Origin of the sequence: Streptomyces herbicida, from assembly GCF_032656585.1 — a bacterium.
Taxonomy (GTDB): Bacteria; Actinomycetota; Actinomycetes; order Streptomycetales; family Streptomycetaceae; genus Streptomyces; species Streptomyces herbicida.
Genome location: NZ_JAUYWJ010000021.1, coordinates 19,154 through 37,064 on the forward strand (window position 1 = coordinate 19,154; position 17,911 = coordinate 37,064).

Sequence of the window (17,911 nt, forward strand, 5' to 3'; positions counted from 1 at the left end):
GATGGCCGGAACCCCACGCTGAGCCGCACACCGGGAGAGCACGCCGATGGCCACCACCACCGAACACCCGCCCCCGAGCCGACTGCGGACGTGGATGCTGGAGGGCCTGTCCGACATGGGCAAGCACGGTGCCCACGCCGGCCCGCAGGCCGAGCCGGAGCCTTCGCACAAGGGCCAGCGCTGGTACCGCGTGATGTGCCTGACCGGTGTCGACTACTTCTCCACCCTCGGCTACCAGCCCGGCATCGCGGCCCTCGCGGCCGGCCTGCTCTCCCCGATCGCCACCCTCGTCCTCGTCATAGTCACCCTGGCCGGCGCCCTCCCGGTATACCGCCGCGTGGCCGAGGAAAGTCCCCACGGCGAGGGCTCAATCGCCATGCTGGAGCGGCTGCTGTCCTTCTGGAAGGGCAAACTGTTCGTCCTCACCCTCCTCGGCTTCGCCGCCACCGACTTCCTCATCACCATCACCCTGTCGGCCGCCGACGCCTCCACCCACCTGATCGAGAACCCGCACCTGACGAGCACGCTGCACGGCCAGCAGATGCTCATCACGTTGATCCTCGTCGCGCTGCTGGGCGCGGTGTTCCTCAAGGGCTTCCTGGAGGCGATCGGCGTCGCGGTGGCCCTGGTGGTGGTCTATCTCGTTCTGAACGCGGTGGTCGTGGTGGTCGGCATGTGGCACGTCCTCACTGCGGGCCATGTGGTTACCGACTGGACCAGCGCCCTGACCACCGAGCACGGCAACGTCCTGGCCATGATCGGTGTGTCCCTGCTGGTGTTCCCGAAGCTCGCCCTGGGCCTGTCCGGCTTCGAGACCGGCGTCGCCGTCATGCCCCACGTCCAGGGGGACACAGACGACACCGAGGAGAAGCCGAAGGGCCGGATCCGGGACACCAAGAAGCTGCTGACGGCCGCAGCGCTCATCATGAGCGTGTTCCTGATCGCCACGAGCTTCATCACGACGGTGCTCATCCCGGAGAACGAGTTCAAGTCCGGCGGCAAGGCCAACGGTCGCGCGCTGGCGTATCTGGCGCACGAGTACCTGGGCAACGTCTTCGGCACGCTCTACGACCTTTCGACTATCGCCATCCTGTGGTTCGCCGGCGCCTCTGCCATGGCCGGCCTGCTCAACCTCATGCCGCGCTACCTGCCCCGCTACGGCATGGCACCGCACTGGGCCCGAGCCGTGCGCCCGATGGTGATCGTCTTCACGCTGGTCGCCTTCCTGGTCACCTGGATCTTCGACGCCGACGTGGATGCGCAGGGCGGCGCCTACGCCACCGGCGTGCTGGTCCTGATGTCCTCCGCAGCAATCGCGGTGACCATCGCCTCCCGTAGGGCCGGGCAGCGCGGCTGGACCATCGGCTTCGCAACCGTGTCCGCGGTCCTGCTCTACGTGACCGCTGCCAACGTCGTCGAGCGCCCGGACGGTGTGAAGATCGGCGCCTGCTTCATCGTCGGCATCATGCTGGTCTCGCTGCTGTCCCGGCTGGCCCGCGCCTTCGAGCTGCGTGTGACCAGCGTGACGCTCGATCCGATGGCGGAACGATTCGTCCGTGACATCGCCAGCCGAAAGATCCGCTTCATCGCCAACGAGCCCGGCCGACGGGACATGGCCGAGTACCGCGACAAGATCGAGCAGATCCGGGCCGACAACGACCTGCCCGAACAGGAGGACTTCGTCTTCGTTGAGGTCACGGTCACCGACCCCTCCGAGTTCGAGGCGGGCCTGACGGTACGCGGCGAGGTCCTGCACAACCGCTACCGTGTCCTGACGTTGGAGTCCTCCTCCATCCCCAACGCCCTGGCAGCCCTCCTCCTCCATGTCCGCGACAGCACCCGCTGCACCCCGCACATCTACTTCGAGTGGACCGAGGGCAACCCCTTCGCCAACTTCCTGCGCTTCTTCCTCTTCGGGCAGGGCGAGGTCGCCCCGGTCACCCGTGAGGTCCTGCGCGAGGCCGAACAGGACCGGGCCAGGCGCCCGCGCGTCCACACCGGCTGAGGACTCCGGCGACCGCGTCAGGATCCCGTCAAGATTCTCCCGTGCGGCGTTAGGACCCCGTAAGCAGCAGTCGCCGGAGCCCGTACGGCCCCCTAGCGTCAACGTCATGCGACGGAGCGGATCGACGGGCCCGGCCGGCGACCGCCACTGGCGTGGCAGCGCCCGGCTCGCGGTGAGCTGCGCCCTGGTCTTCTGCGCCATGAGCTTCCTGATCGACTGGGACGCGGGCAGCCTGACGCCCCTCCGCGCCCTGCTCTGGGTCACCCTGTCGGCCGGGGTAGGCGCCGTCCTGCTCCCACAGCGGGTGAGTGCGGGCCCCGGCTGGCTAGCGGTACGCACCCCTTGGCGCCAGCGCGTGGTCCGCACGGACGCGCTTGCGGCCGTACGACAGTACGACGGTGTCTCCTCCCACCTGGTCCTGCGGGACGTCTACGGCCACCGCCTCGAACTCGATCCCCGGATCCTCGCCGCCAACCCCCTGCTCTGGCACGAAGTCGACACGGGCGTCCGCCGTTCTCTGGAGCGGGGCACGCTGCGCCACGGAGCGGACGTCCTCGACCGGTTGGGGCACCAGATCGACGAGGAGACCGCGGAGGCGGTTCTCCGGGCTTCCGGCCTTTCCTGACCTGACAGATGCGGAAACGCCATGACCTCTTGAATCTGTCCGAGGTGACAGAAACGAGGGGCGGATGGTGGCTCCGCGGCCGGGGACAGAATCGGACTGAGCACTCCGATGCGGCGAGGGCGCGTGACAGATCCAGGTGGCCCACGCGACCGCCTACGCAGCACTCGGCCGCCGCTACGCCAGCCGACTCAACGGCCCTCGCCGGCCGGCTTGGAAGACTGTCAAGCCCTCGGCATCACCCGCACACAAGCCAGGTGCCCCCCGACCATTCCGAAGTCCTGCTGCCCTGACAAAGGGCGCTACCTAGTGTGACCGTGCAGTCTCATCGCCTTCACTCATTGCGCATTTCACTTGGACAACCGACCGCAGCCCGTTGCGCACAGGCGCGGAAACTGCAGGTCAGAACTTTCGCACTGCGCATGAAGTGGCGCACCCTACAACCGGGCCCGTGCCGGGTGCAGTCCGTCCGGGCCCGCAGTGCCGGCGACGCCCGGCCGGGGTGGGGGCGGGAGCCGCCCGGGCGGGGCCACCAGGCTGGGGCCGGGCGGCCCGTACAGCGGCATGCCCTCCCCGCGCCGGGCCGCCCCGCGAGCCGCCTCGGACCGCGGCGCGGCGACGCACCCCCAGGCCAGGGCACGTGCCGTTGCGCGGTGCCGAACCGGGGTGGAAGGCTGGAGAGCGGCACCGGTTCGGGGGACGCCCGGGAGCCGTCCGGTTCGAGCCGGGTGAAACTCGTGCCGCGCGCGCCGACGGCCCTGCGCCGACCGCGGTGAGAAGGAGCCGTCACCAGCACCTGGAGGTACCCGTGGACAGCGCCGACGGATGGGGAGACGACGTCTACCAGCCCGATGGATCCGAGATCCAGGAGGACTCGGGGCTGCTCGACGCGGAGGACACGCTGGTCGCCGACGGTGTCGACGATCCCCTCGACCGCGGCTGGTCCCCTCCCGAGCGGCCGTGGGCCGTGGAGCACACCGGCGTGACGGCGGCGGAGCGTCACCAGGGCGAGACCCTGGACCAGCGCCTCGCCGAGGAGCTGCCCGATCTCGCCGTACCCGACGACGACGGCATCGGCGACTGCCAGGGCACCGACGGTGAGCTCCTGGACAACGAGGTCGGCGGGCTCCGCTCCGGCCGCCTCGTGGCACCCGACGAAGGCGCGCACGAGGACGAGGAGAGCGCCCTGGTCGCCACGGACGTCGGGATCGACGGCGCGGGCGCCTCCGCCGAGGAGGCCGCGATGCACATCGTGGACGAGGACACCTACTACGGCTGACCCCGACGTCCAGTGCCCGCCGGGCGCCCCGCGCGAGGAGCATCCATGCAGCAGGACAAGCACCCCGACTACCGTCCCGTGGTGTTCCGCGACCGCTCCGCGGGATACGCCTTCCTGACCCGGTCCACCGCGACCAGCGACCAGACCATCGAGTGGGACGACGGCGAGACGTACCCCGTGGTCGACGTCGAGATCTCCTCGGAGAGCCACCCCTTCTACACGGGCAAGGCCCGCACGGTCGACTCGGAGGGCCGCGTCGCACGCTTCGAGCGGCGCTACGGCGGCGCCGGGCAGGACTCCGGCGGGAGCTGAGCAGCCGGCCGGCCCCGGCCCGGCCGTCAGATCACATTGAGGGCGGCCGCACAGCCCACTCCCCCGAGCAGCATGAAGGCCGGCATCAGTACCTTGAGCTCGACCCAGCTGCCCGCCCGGAACCGCAGGCCCTTCGGCGGACCCACCGGGTACCAGCGCTTGCGGCCGACCGGGATCGGCCACAGGATCGGGCAGCCGGAGACGGTCAGCGCGTCCCCGATGTCGTGCACCAGCGCCCCGAGCACGACCGGCAGGCCCAGCCACAGGTACTCCTGGCCAGGTGCGGTGAACAGCCAGTCCGAGCCGTTGCCCGGCTTGTCCAGGACGCCCGCGAGGATCCACGAGCTGGTCGCCGCCAGCAGCCAGACCAGGACGTCGGCGCTGGAACCACGCGTCGCCCGCCACAGCAGGCCCTCGATCGCCAGCACCATGTGCGCGAACAGGATCGCCAGCACCGCCCAGCGGCCCCCGGTGATCGCCGCAGCCGAGCAGCCCGCACCGATCAGGGCCGCCCACAGCCAGGTGTGCGTCAGCGTCCGGTGTCCCCCGGAGCGGCGCGGGTCGCCCTGCTTCTTGGTGGCCTTGTAGACGGCGTACGACAGCTTGTCGACGATCTCGCAGAGCCAGCGCGAAAGCGGTCCGAAGGCGCGCGAGATGGTGGCCGCCTTGTGGTCGAGGTCGGGGGCGAGCGCCGCGCCGGCACAGATCAGGGCACCGACCAGCACGACCGGCCAGGGCATGGGGTGCCCGGCTGCGGCGGCCGCCGCTCCGACGCCGAGCCAGGCAGCGGCTCCCGACAGTGAGTGTGCTGGTCCCATCATGGCCGTTCCCCGCCCCATTCCTCGTGTGCCGCTGTCCAGTTGACCGGGTGCATTGACGCTCCGTCGGCGCCACAGCGTAGCTGGCATGATCTTCGCACCCGCAGCCGATTCCCCCATCGGCCGGGAGGCCAGGCAAGATGGGTGCGTGACCCTCATCGATCAGCTGCCGCCGACCGCCGACCCCGACGCCCTCTACGAAGCCTTCGAGGCGTGGGCACAGGAGCGGGGTCTCACGCTCTACCCCCATCAGGAGGAGGCGCTGATCGAGGTGGTCTCCGGTGCGAACGTGATCGTGTCGACGCCCACCGGCTCCGGCAAGAGCATGATCGCCGCGGGCGCCCACTTCGCCGCCCTGGCCCGGGACGAGGTCACCTTCTACACGGCCCCGATCAAGGCGCTGGTGTCCGAGAAGTTCTTCGAGCTGTGCAAGCTCTTCGGCACCGAGAACGTCGGCATGCTGACCGGCGACGCGTCCGTCAACGCCGACGCACCCGTCATCTGCTGCACCGCCGAGGTGCTTGCGTCCATCGCGCTGCGCGACGGCAAGGACGCGGACGTCGGCCAGGTCGTCATGGACGAGTTCCACTTCTACGCGGAGGGCGACCGCGGCTGGGCCTGGCAGATCCCCCTGCTCGAGCTCCCGCAGGCGCAGTTCATCCTGATGTCGGCCACACTCGGCGACGTCTCCTTCTTCGAGAAGGACCTCACCCGCCGCACCGGCCGCCCGACCTCGGTGGTGCGCTCGGCGACCCGTCCGGTGCCCCTCTCCTACGAGTACAAGTTCACCCCGCTCACGGAGACGCTCACGGACCTGCTGCAGACCAAGCAGGCACCGGTCTACATCGTCCACTTCACCCAGGCGCAGGCCGTGGAGCGGGCGCAGGCGCTCATGAGCATCAACATGTGCTCGCGCGAGGAGAAGGACCAGATCGCCGAGCTGATCGGCAACTTCCGCTTCACCACCAAGTTCGGCCGCAACCTGTCCCGTTATGTCCGCCACGGCATCGGCGTCCACCACGCCGGCATGCTGCCCAAGTACCGGCGCCTGGTGGAGAAGCTCGCCCAGGCCGGTCTGCTGAAGGTCATCTGCGGCACCGACACCCTCGGCGTGGGCGTCAACGTCCCCATTCGGACCGTGCTGTTCACGGCCCTGACCAAGTACGACGGCAACCGCGTGCGCACCCTGCGCGCCCGTGAGTTCCACCAGATCGCGGGCCGGGCCGGCCGGGCCGGGTTCGACACGGCCGGGCTCGTGGTCGCGCAGGCGCCCGAGCACGTCATCGAGAACGAGAAGGCACTCGCGAAGGCGGGCGACGACCCGAAGAAGCGCCGCAAGGTGGTCCGCAAGAAGGCGCCCGAGGGATTCGTCGGCTGGACGGAGAACACCTTCGAGAAACTGATCGCCGCCGAGCCGGAGCCGCTGACGTCCCGCTTCCGCGTGACGCACACGATGCTGCTGTCGGTGATCGCCCGGCCCGGCAACGCCTTCGAGGCGATGCGGCGGCTGCTGGAGGACAACCACGAGCCGCGCAAGCAGCAGCTCAGGCACATCCGGCGGGCCATCGCCATCTACCGCTCGCTGCTCGACGGCGGCATCGTCGAGAAGCTCGACGAGCCGGACGCCGAGGGCCGCATCGTGCGCCTCACGGTCGACCTCCAGCAGGACTTCGCGCTGAACCAGCCGCTGTCCACGTTCGCGCTCGCCGCGTTCGAACTGCTGGACCCGGAGTCGCCGTCCTACGCCCTGGACATGGTGTCCGTCGTGGAGTCCACGCTGGACGACCCGCGGCAGATCCTGGTCGCCCAGCAGAACAAGGCGCGCGGCGAGGCGGTGGCCGCGATGAAGGCGGACGGTGTCGAGTACGAGGAGCGCATGGAGCGCCTCCAGGACGTCACCTACCCGAAGCCGCTGGAAGAGCTCCTCTTCCACGCGTACAACACCTACCGTAAGAGCCACCCCTGGGTCGGCGACCATCCGCTGTCGCCGAAGTCCGTCATCCGTGACATGTACGAGCGGGCCCTTTCCTTCACGGAGTTGGTGTCCTTCTACGAGCTGGCCCGCATCGAGGGCATCGTGCTGCGCTACCTGGCCAGCGCATACAAGACCCTGGACCACACCGTCCCCGACGACATCAAGTCGGAGGACCTCCAGGATCTGGTCGAGTGGCTGGGCGAGATGGTGCGCCAGGTCGACTCCAGCCTGCTGGACGAGTGGGAGCAACTGGCCAATCCGGAGGAGATGACCGCCGAGGAGGCCCAGGAGAAGGCCGACGAGGTGAAGCCCGTGACCACCAACGCGCGCGCCTTCCGCGTGCTGGTCCGCAACGCGATGTTCCGCCGCGTGGAGCTCGCCGCCCTCGACCAGGTCGACGAGCTGGGCGAGATGGACGCCGACTCCGGCTGGGACGCCGAGGCCTGGGGCGAGGCGATGGACAAGTACTGGGACGAGTACGAGGACCTGGGCACCGGCCCCGACGCCCGTGGCCCCAAGCTGCTCGTGATCCAGGAAGAGCCGCAGAACGGGCTGTGGCGCGTCCGCCAGATCTTCGACGACCCGAACGACGACCACGACTGGGGCATCAGCGCGGAGGTCGACCTCGCGGCCTCCGACGCGGAGGGCCGCGCGGTCGTCCGCGTGACCGACGTCGGACAGCTGTGAGCACAGTAGAGTCCCGCCCATGACGAATCCGGCCGAGAGACTCGTCGACCTGCTCGACCTGGAGCAGATCGAGGTCAACATCTTCCGTGGCCGCAGCCCACAGGAGTCCCTCCAGCGGGTCTTCGGCGGCCAGGTGGCCGGCCAGGCACTGGTCGCCGCGGGGCGCACCACGGACGGCGAGCGCCCGGTGCACTCGCTGCACGCATACTTCCTGCGCCCGGGGCGGCCGGGCGTGCCGATCGTGTACCAGGTGGAGCGGGTCCGGGACGGGCGGTCGTTCACGACGCGGCGGGTCACCGCCGTACAGCAGGGCCGCACGATCTTCAATCTGACCGCCTCCTTTCACATGCCTGAGGAAGGACCTTTCGAGCACCAGCTGCCGGCCCGTGATGTGCCGGACCCGGAGTCCCTGCCGACGGTCTCGGAGGAGATCCGCAAGCATCTGGGCACTCTGCCGGAGCAGTTGGAGCGGATGGCACGCCGTCAGCCCTTCGACATCCGCTACGTCGACCGGCTGCGCTGGAATGCCGACGAGGTCAAGGGCGCGGAGCCGCGCAGCGCGGTGTGGATGCGCGCGGTCGGACCTCTGGGCGACGACCCGCTGGTGCACACCTGCGCCCTCACCTACGCCAGCGACATGACTCTCCTGGACGCGGTCCGCATCCCCGTCGAACCCCTGTGGGGCCCGCGGAACTTCGACATGGCCTCGCTGGACCACGCCATGTGGTTCCATCGGCCGTTCCGCGCGGACGAGTGGTTCCTGTACGACCAGGAGTCCCCGATCGCGACGGGTGGCCGCGGTCTGGCTCGCGGGCGCATCTACGACCTGGAGGGGCGCCTGCTCGTTTCGGTCGTCCAGGAGGGTCTGTTCAGGGCCCTGTAGGCCGGGGCCTCACAGTCCCTCGTGCCGGAGGCTTCTGCCGCGCAGCCGGCCCAGCAACCCGCGGGGCCGCTCCGGCGCTTCGGGCACGGGTGCGGGTGCGGGCGGGCCGTGTCGCGGTGCGGGACGCGGAGCGGGTTGGTAGGCGCGGGCTTCTTCCAGGCCCCGGGCCAGGTCGCTCCTCAGCCGGCCGATCTCGTCCAGGTCGTCCGCCGTCATGATCTTCTCGGCGAGGTGCGCCGAGGGCGATCCCGGCGCCCCGTGGGCAGGTGGCGCCGGGCGGAAGCGGTTCAGATGGGAGCGCTCGTACGGGTCCTTGACCACGTCCGCGATATGGGCGGGGTCGAGGAACGCGGCGAAGGCTCCGGCGCGCTCCCACGGATCCTCGGCCTGTCGCAGCAGGAAACCGAGATGACGTCCGCGCCAGTTGCGGGCGCGCAGATCCAGACCGGTGCCGAGTTGAGAACGCAGTACCTCGGGCGTACGGCCGGTCAGCAGGGACGCGTTCTTCTCGTCGGCCGCGAACTCCCGCAGTTCCTCGGCAAGATAGAGCCAGACCACTGCTCGATAGCGGTTCAGGTAGAACTTCACCGGCACCACCAGCCCGAGGCGCGCAAAGCGGGTGAACCTGGTGACCGACACGTTCATGATCTCCGCGCCCTCCGTGGTGCCCACGGCCTTGACGCTGTCGCGGAACGCTTCAGGGAACCCCTCACCCGAGCGCAGCCGGTCGATCTCGGCGTGCTCGACGCGGCGGCCTCCGCCTCCTCCCTCGTCCGGCACGGTCCGGATACGGCCGAGGTGCACTGCGAGGTCGAACTCGCCCCGTTTCATCCTCAGCTCGCGTGCGGCGCGGCTCGGCGCGCAGGTGAGGGAACGCAGTCGAATGACGGTGTTGCCTGACATGGTCGAACTCCCCCGTGGAGTCGGTGGCTCACGCCGTGTGCGGTCGCCGTGAAAAAACCGTAGCCGCTCCGGCGAATTGCGTGGCGAGCCTGTGGATAACTCCAGGGGGAACGAAAATGCGCAGGTCAGAGATCTGCGGGGGACGTTCGCTCGGGACGTCGGGCGTCCACGCCGAGGTGTTCGCCGACCCGGTTGACAAGCAGCGTCATCTCGTAGGCGATCTGGCCGATGTCGGCCTCCGCGCCGCTGAGCACGCACAGACAGCTGCCGGTGCCGGCCGCGGTGACGAACAGGACGGCGTCGTCGTACTCGATCATGGTCTGGCGCACGGTGCCCGCGCCGAAGTGGCGTCCCGATCCCTTGGCCAGGCTGTGCAGTCCGGAGGCGACCGCGGCGAGGTGCTCGGCGTCCTCACGGCGAAGGCCGGTGCTCGCTCCCGTCACCAGGCCGTCGTTCGACAGGACCAGCGCGTGGCGTACGTGTTCCACGCGCTCCGTCAGGTCGTCGAGCAGCCAGCCGAGTCCCTGGTTCTGCGCCATGCTCCGTCTCCCCGTGTGATCTCTCCCCCTGGCCGGAGGGTCTGTCCGCCAGCCTTCCCCAGGACCGCCGTCCGGGCAAGGAAAATGGGGACATGGCACAGAAGATGACCGATGAGGAATGGCGGGCGTTCGTCTCGCACGGCACCCGCACCGGCAAGCTTTCGACCGTGCGGGCCGACGGGAGCCCGCATGTGGCCCCCATCTGGTTCCTGCTGGACGGGGACGAAGTGGTCTTCAACACCGGTAAGGAGACCGTGAAAGGGCGAAATCTCGCCCGTGACGGGCGGATCGCCCTGTGCGTGGACGACGACCGGCCGCCGTTCCACTTCGTGGTCCTGAACGGTCGCGCCCGGGTCTCGGAGGACCTCGACGAGGTACGGGCGTGGGCGACCCGGATCGCGGCCCGGTACATGGGTGAGGAGCGCGCCGAGGAGTTCGGCGCCCGCAACGGCGTTCCGGGCGAGCTCGTGGTCCGCGTCGCCGTCGACAACGTCGTGGCGGTGAAGAACCTGTCGGACTGAGGCGGCCGCTCAGCTCACGGAGTCGAGGAGCCGGGCGGTGTGCATCCGCCCGGCGTATTCGACGAGGCGGATCAGCACTTCCTTGCCCGAGTCCCGGTCGCGGGCGTCGCAGAGGACCACCGGCGTTCCCCGGTCGAGATCGAGGGCGTGGGAGACGTCGTGGGCGCCGTAGGTCCGAGCGCCGGTGAAGCAGTTGACGGCCACGACGAACGGGATGCGCCGGTGCTCGAAGTAGTCCACCGCCGGGAAGCAGTCCTCCAGCCGCCGGGTGTCCGCGAGAACCACGGCACCGAGAGCTCCCTGCGACAGCTCGTCCCAGAGGAACCAGAAGCGGTCCTGTCCAGGTGTCCCGAAGAGGTACAGGGAGAGGCCGTCGCGGATGGTGATGCGCCCGAAGTCCATGGCGACGGTCGTGGTGACCTTCTGGTCCACGCCGTCCGTGTCGTCCACCGACTGGCCTGCTTCGCTGAGCAGTTCCTCGGTGCGCAGCGGCCTGATCTCGCTGACCGCTCCCACCATGGTGGTCTTGCCGACGCCGAATCCGCCGGCGACAAGTATCTTCAGCGCAAGGGCGGACGTCTCGCCATGCGTGGCATCGGAATGCTCGGAGACCATGATCACTTCTCTCGGGAGTGCCGACTGTGTTCGACGTCTGTGTGCGAAGTCAGCATCATGACAACCGATGCTCCGCTCCGAGGGATTGCACCGATATCGTCACCATCTGACCGGCTCGAGCCGGTTGCTGGCGGAAGGGAATACAACCCTGTGCCGTACCGCGGCTGGTTCTGAACCTTCATCTACAGGGCCCGCAATCCCTCAATGACCTCGCGGAGTATCCGTTCATCGGGGAGTTGCGCCGGGGGCACCCGTCGGCTGACGGTGACGCGGCCCAGTTCCAGAAGGTCGCCGAGGAGCACCCTGACCACGCCCACGGGAAGGTCGGCGCCCGCGGCGAGCTCGGCGACGGACTGGGTTTCCGTGCGGCACAGGTCGAGGAGCGCCCGGTGCTCGGGCCCGACCCCGGGGTCGTCGTGGGCGGCGGGCACGGCGGAGTCGAGCGTCACGAGCGCGATCAGGTCGAACCGCACTCCGGTGGGGCCGGGTCTGGTCCGTCCGCCGGTCATGGCGTACGGGCGGACCAGGGGCCCGGCCTCGCTGTCGTACCACTGGCTGTCCAGCTCCCGCTGGGCGCCCCTCATATCCTGGGTCATCGGTGCCGACCGCCCTCTCGGCTCAGCGGGCGGCGGGCGGGCGGGAGGCGACGCGCGGCGGCGTGTAGAGGTGCTCGCCGACGCGCTTGACCAGCCGTGCCATCTCGTACGCGACCAGTCCGATGTCGGCGGTCACGGCGGTGAGGACGGCGAGGCAGGAGCCGTCGCCGGCCGCGGCCACGAACAGGAACGCGTCGTCCATCTCCACCATGGTCTGGCGCACGCCACCCGCTCCGAAGTGCCGGCCCGTGCCCTTGGCGAGGCTGTGGAAGCCGGAGGCGACGGCGGCGAGGTGCTCGGCGTCCGCGCGCTGGAGGCCGTTCGAGGCGCCGACGGCCAGGCCGTCGTTGGAGAGCACCACGGCGTGCCGCACTTCGCCCACGCGTAGCACCAGGTCGTCCAGCAGCCAGTCGAGTTCACCGGATCGCTGGGCGGCCCTCAGGTTCGGGTCCTGGATCATGCGGGGTCTCCTTCGCTGCTGTCTGTGCCCGGTTCGGGGTCCGGGGCGGCGCCGCGGCCCGGTTGCCTGCCGCCGCCGCGCGCCCAGCCGTCCCGGTAGGCCGCCATGCGGGCCCGCACGAGTTCGGGGGTGCGCCGGTCGTCGTCTCGCGAGACCGGCGTCCGGGCCGGCTCCTCGGTGCGCTGCGCGCGCAGTTGGGGGACGAGGTTCGCCTGTCGTACGCGGCGCGGGAGGTCGTCGGAGCCCTCGGAGTCGTTGGGTGGGCGGTGCGGCCGCAAGGTGGTGACTCCAGGAGGCGCGGGGTCGGTCGGTGGCGGGGCGGTGGCCGCCAGGGCGGGTCGGTCGGCCGACGCGGCGACGGCCTCCGGGAGCGGAGCGGCGCCGGGCACACGCGCGTACTCGCGTTCCGCCGCTCGCTCCCCGTCCGCCGACGAGCGGGGGGAACGTTCCGCCGCGCCGCTGTGCAGCAGTGCGGTGGGCAGCAGGACCACGGCGGTCGTGCCGCCGTAGGGCGAGGTCCTCAGGTGGACCTTGATGCCGTGGCGCGCGGCGAGCCTGCTGACCACGAAGAGTCCGAGGCGGTCGCTGTCGAACAGGTCGAGTGCCTCGGACTGCTCGATGCGCCGGTTCGCCTCGGCGAGCGTCTCCTGCCCCATGCCCAGCCCCCGGTCCTCGACCTCCACGGCATAGCCGTTGCCGACGGGTTCGCCGGTGATGCGCACGCGCGTGTGCGGCGGCGAGAACTGGGCGGCGTTCTCCACGATCTCGGCGAGCAGATGGGTGAGGTCGGCCACGGCCCCGCCGATGACGGAGGACTCGGGGAGCCGGCGTACCTCCACGCGCGCGTAGTCCTCGACTTCGGAGACGGCCGCGCGCACCACGTTGGTCAGGGACACCGGCATGCGCCAGGCACGTCCGGGTGCCGCTCCGGAGAGGATGATCAGGCTCTCCGCGTGGCGTCGCATACGGGTGGTGAGGTGGTCGAGCCGGAAGAGGTCGCTGAGCTCGTTGGGGTCGTCGGAGCGTCGCTCCATGCTGTCCAGGAGGCTGAGCTGACGATGGACCAGGATCTGGCTGCGTCGGGCGAGGTTGACGAACACTCCCGAGATGCCGCTGGCGAGTTCGGCGCGCTCCACGGCGGCACGCAGCGCAGCGCGGTGCACGGTGCCGAGGGCCTCGGCGACCTGGCCGGTCTCGTCCTCCGCGGGTGGTCCTGACGGCGCCTCGGCCCGGATGTCGATCTCCTCCCCCGCGCGCAGCCTCCGCATCGCCTCGGGAAGTTTGCGGTGGGCGAGATCCAGGGCGCTGTTGCGCAGACTCACCAGTTCCACGACGAGGGCGCGCCCGATGCGGACGGAGATGACGAGCGAGGCGGCGACGGCGACAAGGCCGAAGAGGACCGCGGCGCCGGCCGGGGTGAGCAGACCTCGTGCGAACGGATCGGCCCGGCCCGCGACGGTGCGGGCCGCGTCGGTCTCGATGGACCGCATCCCGTCCCGCACGCGCGCGTGGGCCGCGTCCCAGGTGGCCATGGGGGCCGCGTCGAGCGCGCGGGCACCCGGGGCACCGGCGAGGGCCTTGTCCTCGAGGGCGCCGACCGAGGTGTAGGCACCGCTGCCGGCCAGATCCAGCCAGGCGGCGCGCTGGGCTTCGGGCAGGTCCGCCGCGGCGGAGTCGGTGAGCGTGCGGCGCGTGGCGGCGGCGCCGGTGAACAGCCGCAGCCGCTTGCCCTGGAGACCGCCGGTGAGGCGGGCGCTCGCCAGCACCGCGTCCTCCTGGGCCAACGCCTCCCCCGCGCGGGAGAATTCGAGCAGCACCCGCGCGTCGGAGCCGAGGTCGTCCGCCTGGATGCCGGTGAGGGCTCCGTCCACGGTGAAGGCCGTCGCAATGGTCTTCGTGTACTGCGCGTAGGCCTCGTCCCAGCCGGCCCGGCGGTCGAGCACCGCCGTCCGCAACGCGGGCAGGCGCTCGGCCCCATGGACGAAGTCGGCCAGCCGCTGGGCGACACCGCGGGGCAGTTCCTCGCTGTCGGCGACGGTGTTGTCGTTCCCGAGCCGTAGCCTGGCGACGGCCCGGTCGGTGCGCGCGGCGAGTGTGCGGAGGTCACCGCTCCGTCCGGCGGCCGGGTCGGTCGCATACCGCACCGCGGCCGCGCGCTCGGCCTGCAGGACGGTGACGGCGGCGGCGACCGGGGAACGCAGTTCGGAGTCGACGCGCTGGGACTGCCGCAGCCGGGCCACGTCCTGGACGGTGCTGACGGTGGCGTACGCCCACAGGGCGAGCAGCGAGACGACGGGCACCATCAACAGGCAGACGACCTTGGCCCGTACGGTCCGCGGCCGTATTCGCCATCGCGCCGCGCGCGTGGGCGGGTGGTCCGACGGTGCGCCCGCGGGGTCGTCCGTGCCTTCGTCTGCGGGCGGTCCCGCGTGCGCTCGGCGGCCGCGCAGGGGCTGCGGGTCCCGCGTCTCCGCTCCTGCTGTGGGGGTTCTACGGGGTGTACGCATGGCCTCCTCGCTCGGTGGTGGTTCGGGGCGTGCCCTGCCGGACCCCGCTAGCGGGCGGCGGCGCTCTCGGCCGTCGGGCGGGCCCGGGCGGACGGTTCGCGCTCGCCCGCCGCAGGCGAGAGGGCGACGAACGCCGAGGTGAGGAACAGGTAGGACCCGAGGCCGACGGCGAGGGGGAAGATGAACTGCATCGCCGTGGCCCCGGGCAGGATCGAGGCGGAGGGCGTGACGTGCACGCTCACCGCGAACATGGCCGTGTAGTGCATGCTGCTGACGGCTGCTCCCATGACGAGGGAGGCGACCGTGACCGCGACGGGCGACTTGATGTTCAGCCCCGCCCACAGGGCCGCGGTGGCCGCGACCACGGCGATCACGACGGAGAGCGCGACGAGCACGGGGTCGTAGGTGATGTCGCCGTGCAGCCGTACCGCCGCCATGCCCAGGTAGTGCATGCTCGCGACACCCAGCCCGGTGGTGAGGCCGCCGAGGAACAGCGCCCGGGTGCGGTTCCGGCCGTAGCCCACGGCGAAGACGCCGGCGCAGACGACGGCCATGGCGACCAGCAGGCTGAGGATGGTCAGCGGCACGTCGTAGCGGATGCCGGTGCCACTGACGCTGAAGCCGAGCATGGCCACGAAGTGCATGGTCCAGATGCCGGTACCGATCGCGGAGGCCGCGGTGACGAGCCAGTTGCGACGCGAGCGGCCCGTGGTGCCGAGCGCGCGGACGGTGCAGCGCAGTCCCAGTGCGGCGCCGATGCAGGCCATCACATACGACAGCACAGGGGTCAGCCAGCCGAAGGCGGCGTGGTCGAGGTGTCCCATGGCCCCGGGACGCTAGGGGTGCACAGGTGCACGGAGGGGGCGCATTTCGAAAGGTGCTGGAATATGACGCAGAGGTGCGCCGGAACGATCGCGTCCCGCTCGAAGATGCGCGTGGAAGACACCATGCGTCATGGGCGCTGGGGCACCGGCAAACGTGCGAAACCGTGCTGGTGAGGGATCATGCGGAGCATGAGCGACGACCACACACACGTCCAGGAGTTCTTCGGGGCCCGCGCGGCCGACTGGGACAACCGGTTCCCCGACGACGGTCCGGCCTACGCGTCCGCCGTGGCCGACCTGGGGCTGCGCACGGGGGACCGGGTGCTCGACGCGGGCTGCGGCACAGGACGCGCGCTGCCGCCGCTGCGCGCGGCCGTGGGACCTTCGGGCGTGGTCGTGGGGGTCGATCTGACCCCGGAGATGCTGCAGGCGGCCGTACGGGCCGAGAGGGACCGCGACGGCCGGCTGGTGCTCGCCGACGTCACCGCGCTGCCGCTTCGGTCGGAGTCCCTCGACGCCGTGTTCGGAGCGGGCCTCATCGCACACCTGCCCCATCCGGCCGAGAATCTTCGGGAGTTGGCGCGTGTGGTACGACCCGGCGGCAAGCTGGCACTGTTCCATCCGATCGGCCGGGCGGCCCTGGCCGCGCGCCAGGGGCGGCAGATCACCCCGGACGACCTGCGCGCGGAGGCCAACCTGGGTCCTCTGCTGGCAGGCTCCGGGTGGCGCATGACGTCGTACGTCGACGAGGACACCCGCTTCCTCGCGCTGGCGGTCCGGGAGCACTGAGCGCGCCCCCTCCGCACCCGGTGGTCCACGCGCGCGGGGCGCCGCCGGGCCGTGCGCCCGGGCGTACGCCGGGGCAGCCCGTCACACCCGCCCCTCGACCGCCGCCACGAAGGCGTCAGCGTTGTCGAACATGACGTTGTGCCCGGCGCCGGGCACGGTCACCACGCGCACCCCGGTGGCTTCCAGGGCGTCCCTGCCCGGGAGTTCACCGCTGAACTCACCCTGAAGGTACACACGGTCGATCGCCAGTCCTTCCAGGATGGTGCGCATGACGGGGTCCGAGCCGCGCCGGAGCCCGACGGCGGTGCGGTGCAGTGCGCGCGGGTCGGCGAGCCGCATGGTCGCCGCCCAGAGCGGGCCGACCTTCCGCAGCACGTGCGCGTGCCCCCCGTCGACGAACTCGTCCTCCTGGTAGGAGGCGATGCCACTGCTCCCCGCGTTCGCAGGCGGAAAGGCGTCGAGGTTGGCCTCCGTGAGGACCAGCCGGGAGACGAGGTCGGGCCGCCGATGGGCGAGCACGATGGCGACCGCCCCGCCCATGCTGTGCGCGATCAGCTCGGCGCCGGTGAGACCCGCCGCGTCCAGTGCCGCCGCCAGGGCGTCGGCGTTGTCCTCCAGCGTGTACCCGAAGTGTTCGGGCCGGTCGCTGATGCCGTGTCCAGGCAGATCGACGAACAGGCTCCGCCGGTCGGCGAGTTCCGGGCGGGCCGCGATGTGCGCGTGGTACACGGCCGAGACCGATCCCAGGCCGTGCACGTACACCCGCGCGGGCTCCTCGCCGGGCGTCTCCGTCCAGCGGATGCGGCTGCCCTTGCCGTCGAACTCGGTCTGCTTCATGGGGTCCCCCTCAGTGGCTCGAGTGCCGCGTTCGGGCACGCCACCAAGATACCTCGATACCGAGGTATATGTGATCCGAAGTATCGATGTCTCGATGTACAGCGCGCATACGAGAGAATGCGGGCATGCTGGAGCTCGCGATCCTCGGATTCCTCTACGACGCCCCGCTGCACGGCTATGTCCTGCGCAAACACATCGCGGCCCTGACCGGGCACGTACGCCCCGTGGCCGAGAGCACGCTCTATCCCGCGATCAAGCGACTGGAGAAGGCCGACCTCCTGGCCCGGGCCACCGAGCCGGGGTCGGTGGCCGCACCGCGGCATGTGCTCACGCTCACCGAGGAGGGCAGGAGCGAGTTGCGCCGTCGGCTCGCCGAACCGGCGCAGCGCGACATCACCGACGAGAACCGCTGGTTCACGGTGCTCGCCTTCCTCAGACACCTCGACGACCCCGCCGCCCAGGTGACGGTCCTGCGGCGCAGACAGGCCTTTCTGGAGGAGCCGGCGAGCTTCTTCTACGAGGGTGACCGGCCGCTGCGCGCCGAGGAGCTGGACGACCCCTTCCGGAGCGGCATCCTCACCATCGCGCGTGCCACGAGCCGGGCCGAACTCACCTGGCTGCGCGACACCATCGCCTCACTGGACGAGGCCGGCCGCTGAGGCGTCCGCGTTCGGGCCGCTCGAACCACTTCACCGATGCGACCCTCTTCTGTCGCCGCAGCTCCAACTCTACGTTGAAC

General features: G+C 70.6%; 18 protein-coding genes. 9 read left to right on the forward strand and 9 right to left on the reverse strand.

All coding sequences use genetic code 11. From position 1 onward, the window contains the following. Positions 1-46: 46 nt before the first annotated feature. The 4 genes from Q8A52_RS35315 (at position 47) to Q8A52_RS35330 (ending at position 4,218) form a co-directional block, all read left to right on the forward strand. Positions 47-2,005: an APC family permease gene (locus tag Q8A52_RS35315; protein ID WP_316758972.1), complete on the forward strand. Its 1,959-nt coding sequence runs from the start codon at positions 47-49 to the stop codon at positions 2,003-2,005. 106 nt (positions 2,006-2,111) lie between these two features. Beyond that, positions 2,112-2,630, forward strand: a complete 519-nt coding sequence (locus tag Q8A52_RS35320) for a hypothetical protein (RefSeq protein ID WP_316758974.1) — start codon at positions 2,112-2,114, stop codon at positions 2,628-2,630. Positions 2,631-3,435: 805 nt separating this feature from the next. Further along, on the forward strand, positions 3,436-3,906 hold the full coding sequence (locus Q8A52_RS35325; RefSeq protein WP_316758976.1) for a DUF5709 domain-containing protein: 471 nt from the start codon (positions 3,436-3,438) through the stop codon (positions 3,904-3,906). 45 nt (positions 3,907-3,951) lie between these two features. Beyond that, positions 3,952-4,218 carry a type B 50S ribosomal protein L31 gene (locus tag Q8A52_RS35330; RefSeq protein WP_316758978.1) on the forward strand — a complete coding sequence of 89 codons (267 nt, stop codon included), beginning with the start codon at positions 3,952-3,954 and terminating at the stop codon, positions 4,216-4,218. 26 nt (positions 4,219-4,244) lie between these two features. Here Q8A52_RS35330 and Q8A52_RS35335 read toward each other — a convergent pair whose 3' ends face one another. Beyond that, complete coding sequence (locus tag Q8A52_RS35335; RefSeq protein WP_316758981.1) at positions 4,245-5,039, reverse strand: metal-dependent hydrolase; 795 nt, start codon at positions 5,037-5,039, stop codon at positions 4,245-4,247. Positions 5,040-5,184: 145 nt separating this feature from the next. On the opposite strand from Q8A52_RS35335, the gene Q8A52_RS35340 reads away from it, so the two are divergent. Together Q8A52_RS35340 and Q8A52_RS35345 are read left to right on the forward strand one after the other, a co-directional pair. Further along, positions 5,185-7,698, forward strand: a complete 2,514-nt coding sequence (locus tag Q8A52_RS35340; protein ID WP_316758982.1) for a DEAD/DEAH box helicase — start codon at positions 5,185-5,187, stop codon at positions 7,696-7,698. 19 nt (positions 7,699-7,717) lie between these two features. Continuing rightward, positions 7,718-8,581, forward strand: coding sequence for an acyl-CoA thioesterase (locus Q8A52_RS35345; protein ID WP_316758985.1), 864 nt, complete (start codon positions 7,718-7,720; stop codon positions 8,579-8,581). 9 nt (positions 8,582-8,590) lie between these two features. Here the strand turns inward: Q8A52_RS35345 and Q8A52_RS35350 are convergent, their stop codons facing one another. Continuing rightward, entirely contained in the window at positions 8,591-9,484 is an 894-nt protein-coding gene (locus Q8A52_RS35350; protein WP_316758988.1) for a DUF6397 family protein, read from the reverse strand. Positions 9,485-9,609: 125 nt separating this feature from the next. After that, positions 9,610-10,023 (reverse strand): roadblock/LC7 domain-containing protein, encoded by a 414-nt coding sequence (locus Q8A52_RS35355; RefSeq protein WP_263206034.1) that lies wholly within the window; start codon positions 10,021-10,023, stop codon positions 9,610-9,612. A gap of 92 nt (positions 10,024-10,115) precedes the next feature. On the opposite strand from Q8A52_RS35355, the gene Q8A52_RS35360 reads away from it, so the two are divergent. After that, positions 10,116-10,544: a PPOX class F420-dependent oxidoreductase gene (locus tag Q8A52_RS35360; RefSeq protein ID WP_316758994.1), complete on the forward strand. Its 429-nt coding sequence runs from the start codon at positions 10,116-10,118 to the stop codon at positions 10,542-10,544. 9 nt (positions 10,545-10,553) lie between these two features. Here Q8A52_RS35360 and Q8A52_RS35365 read toward each other — a convergent pair whose 3' ends face one another. The 5 genes from Q8A52_RS35365 to Q8A52_RS35385 all read right to left on the reverse strand — a co-directional run bounded on the left by Q8A52_RS35365 (position 10,554) and on the right by Q8A52_RS35385 (position 15,546). Then, entirely contained in the window at positions 10,554-11,159 is a 606-nt protein-coding gene (locus tag Q8A52_RS35365) for a GTP-binding protein (protein ID WP_316758997.1), read from the reverse strand. Positions 11,160-11,341: 182 nt separating this feature from the next. After that, positions 11,342-11,755 (reverse strand): DUF742 domain-containing protein, encoded by a 414-nt coding sequence (locus Q8A52_RS35370; RefSeq protein WP_316759000.1) that lies wholly within the window; start codon positions 11,753-11,755, stop codon positions 11,342-11,344. Positions 11,756-11,777: 22 nt separating this feature from the next. Then, the gene (locus Q8A52_RS35375) at positions 11,778-12,215 is read right to left on the reverse strand and encodes a roadblock/LC7 domain-containing protein (RefSeq protein ID WP_316759003.1); all 438 of its coding nucleotides are present in this window, start codon (positions 12,213-12,215) and stop codon (positions 11,778-11,780) included. Beyond that, positions 12,212-14,722, reverse strand: coding sequence for a sensor histidine kinase (locus tag Q8A52_RS35380; RefSeq protein WP_316759006.1), 2,511 nt, complete (start codon positions 14,720-14,722; stop codon positions 12,212-12,214). Before Q8A52_RS35380 ends, Q8A52_RS35375 begins: the two co-directional genes overlap by 4 nt. A gap of 47 nt (positions 14,723-14,769) precedes the next feature. Next, a complete protein-coding gene (locus Q8A52_RS35385) occupies positions 14,770-15,546 on the reverse strand; it encodes an MHYT domain-containing protein (protein WP_316759009.1) in 777 nt (258 codons plus the stop codon). Between the two features lie 189 nt (positions 15,547-15,735). Here Q8A52_RS35385 and Q8A52_RS35390 point away from each other — a divergent pair, with 189 nt between their 5' ends. Beyond that, positions 15,736-16,335, forward strand: coding sequence for a class I SAM-dependent methyltransferase (locus Q8A52_RS35390; RefSeq protein WP_316759011.1), 600 nt, complete (start codon positions 15,736-15,738; stop codon positions 16,333-16,335). An 81-nt stretch (positions 16,336-16,416) separates the two neighbouring features. On the opposite strand, the gene Q8A52_RS35395 is transcribed toward Q8A52_RS35390, so the two are convergent. After that, positions 16,417-17,172, reverse strand: a complete 756-nt coding sequence (locus Q8A52_RS35395) for an alpha/beta fold hydrolase (protein ID WP_316759013.1) — start codon at positions 17,170-17,172, stop codon at positions 16,417-16,419. 125 nt (positions 17,173-17,297) lie between these two features. Between Q8A52_RS35395 and Q8A52_RS35400 the strand changes: the two genes are divergently transcribed. Next, complete coding sequence (locus Q8A52_RS35400; RefSeq protein WP_316759016.1) at positions 17,298-17,831, forward strand: PadR family transcriptional regulator; 534 nt, start codon at positions 17,298-17,300, stop codon at positions 17,829-17,831. Positions 17,832-17,911 lie beyond the last annotated feature (80 nt).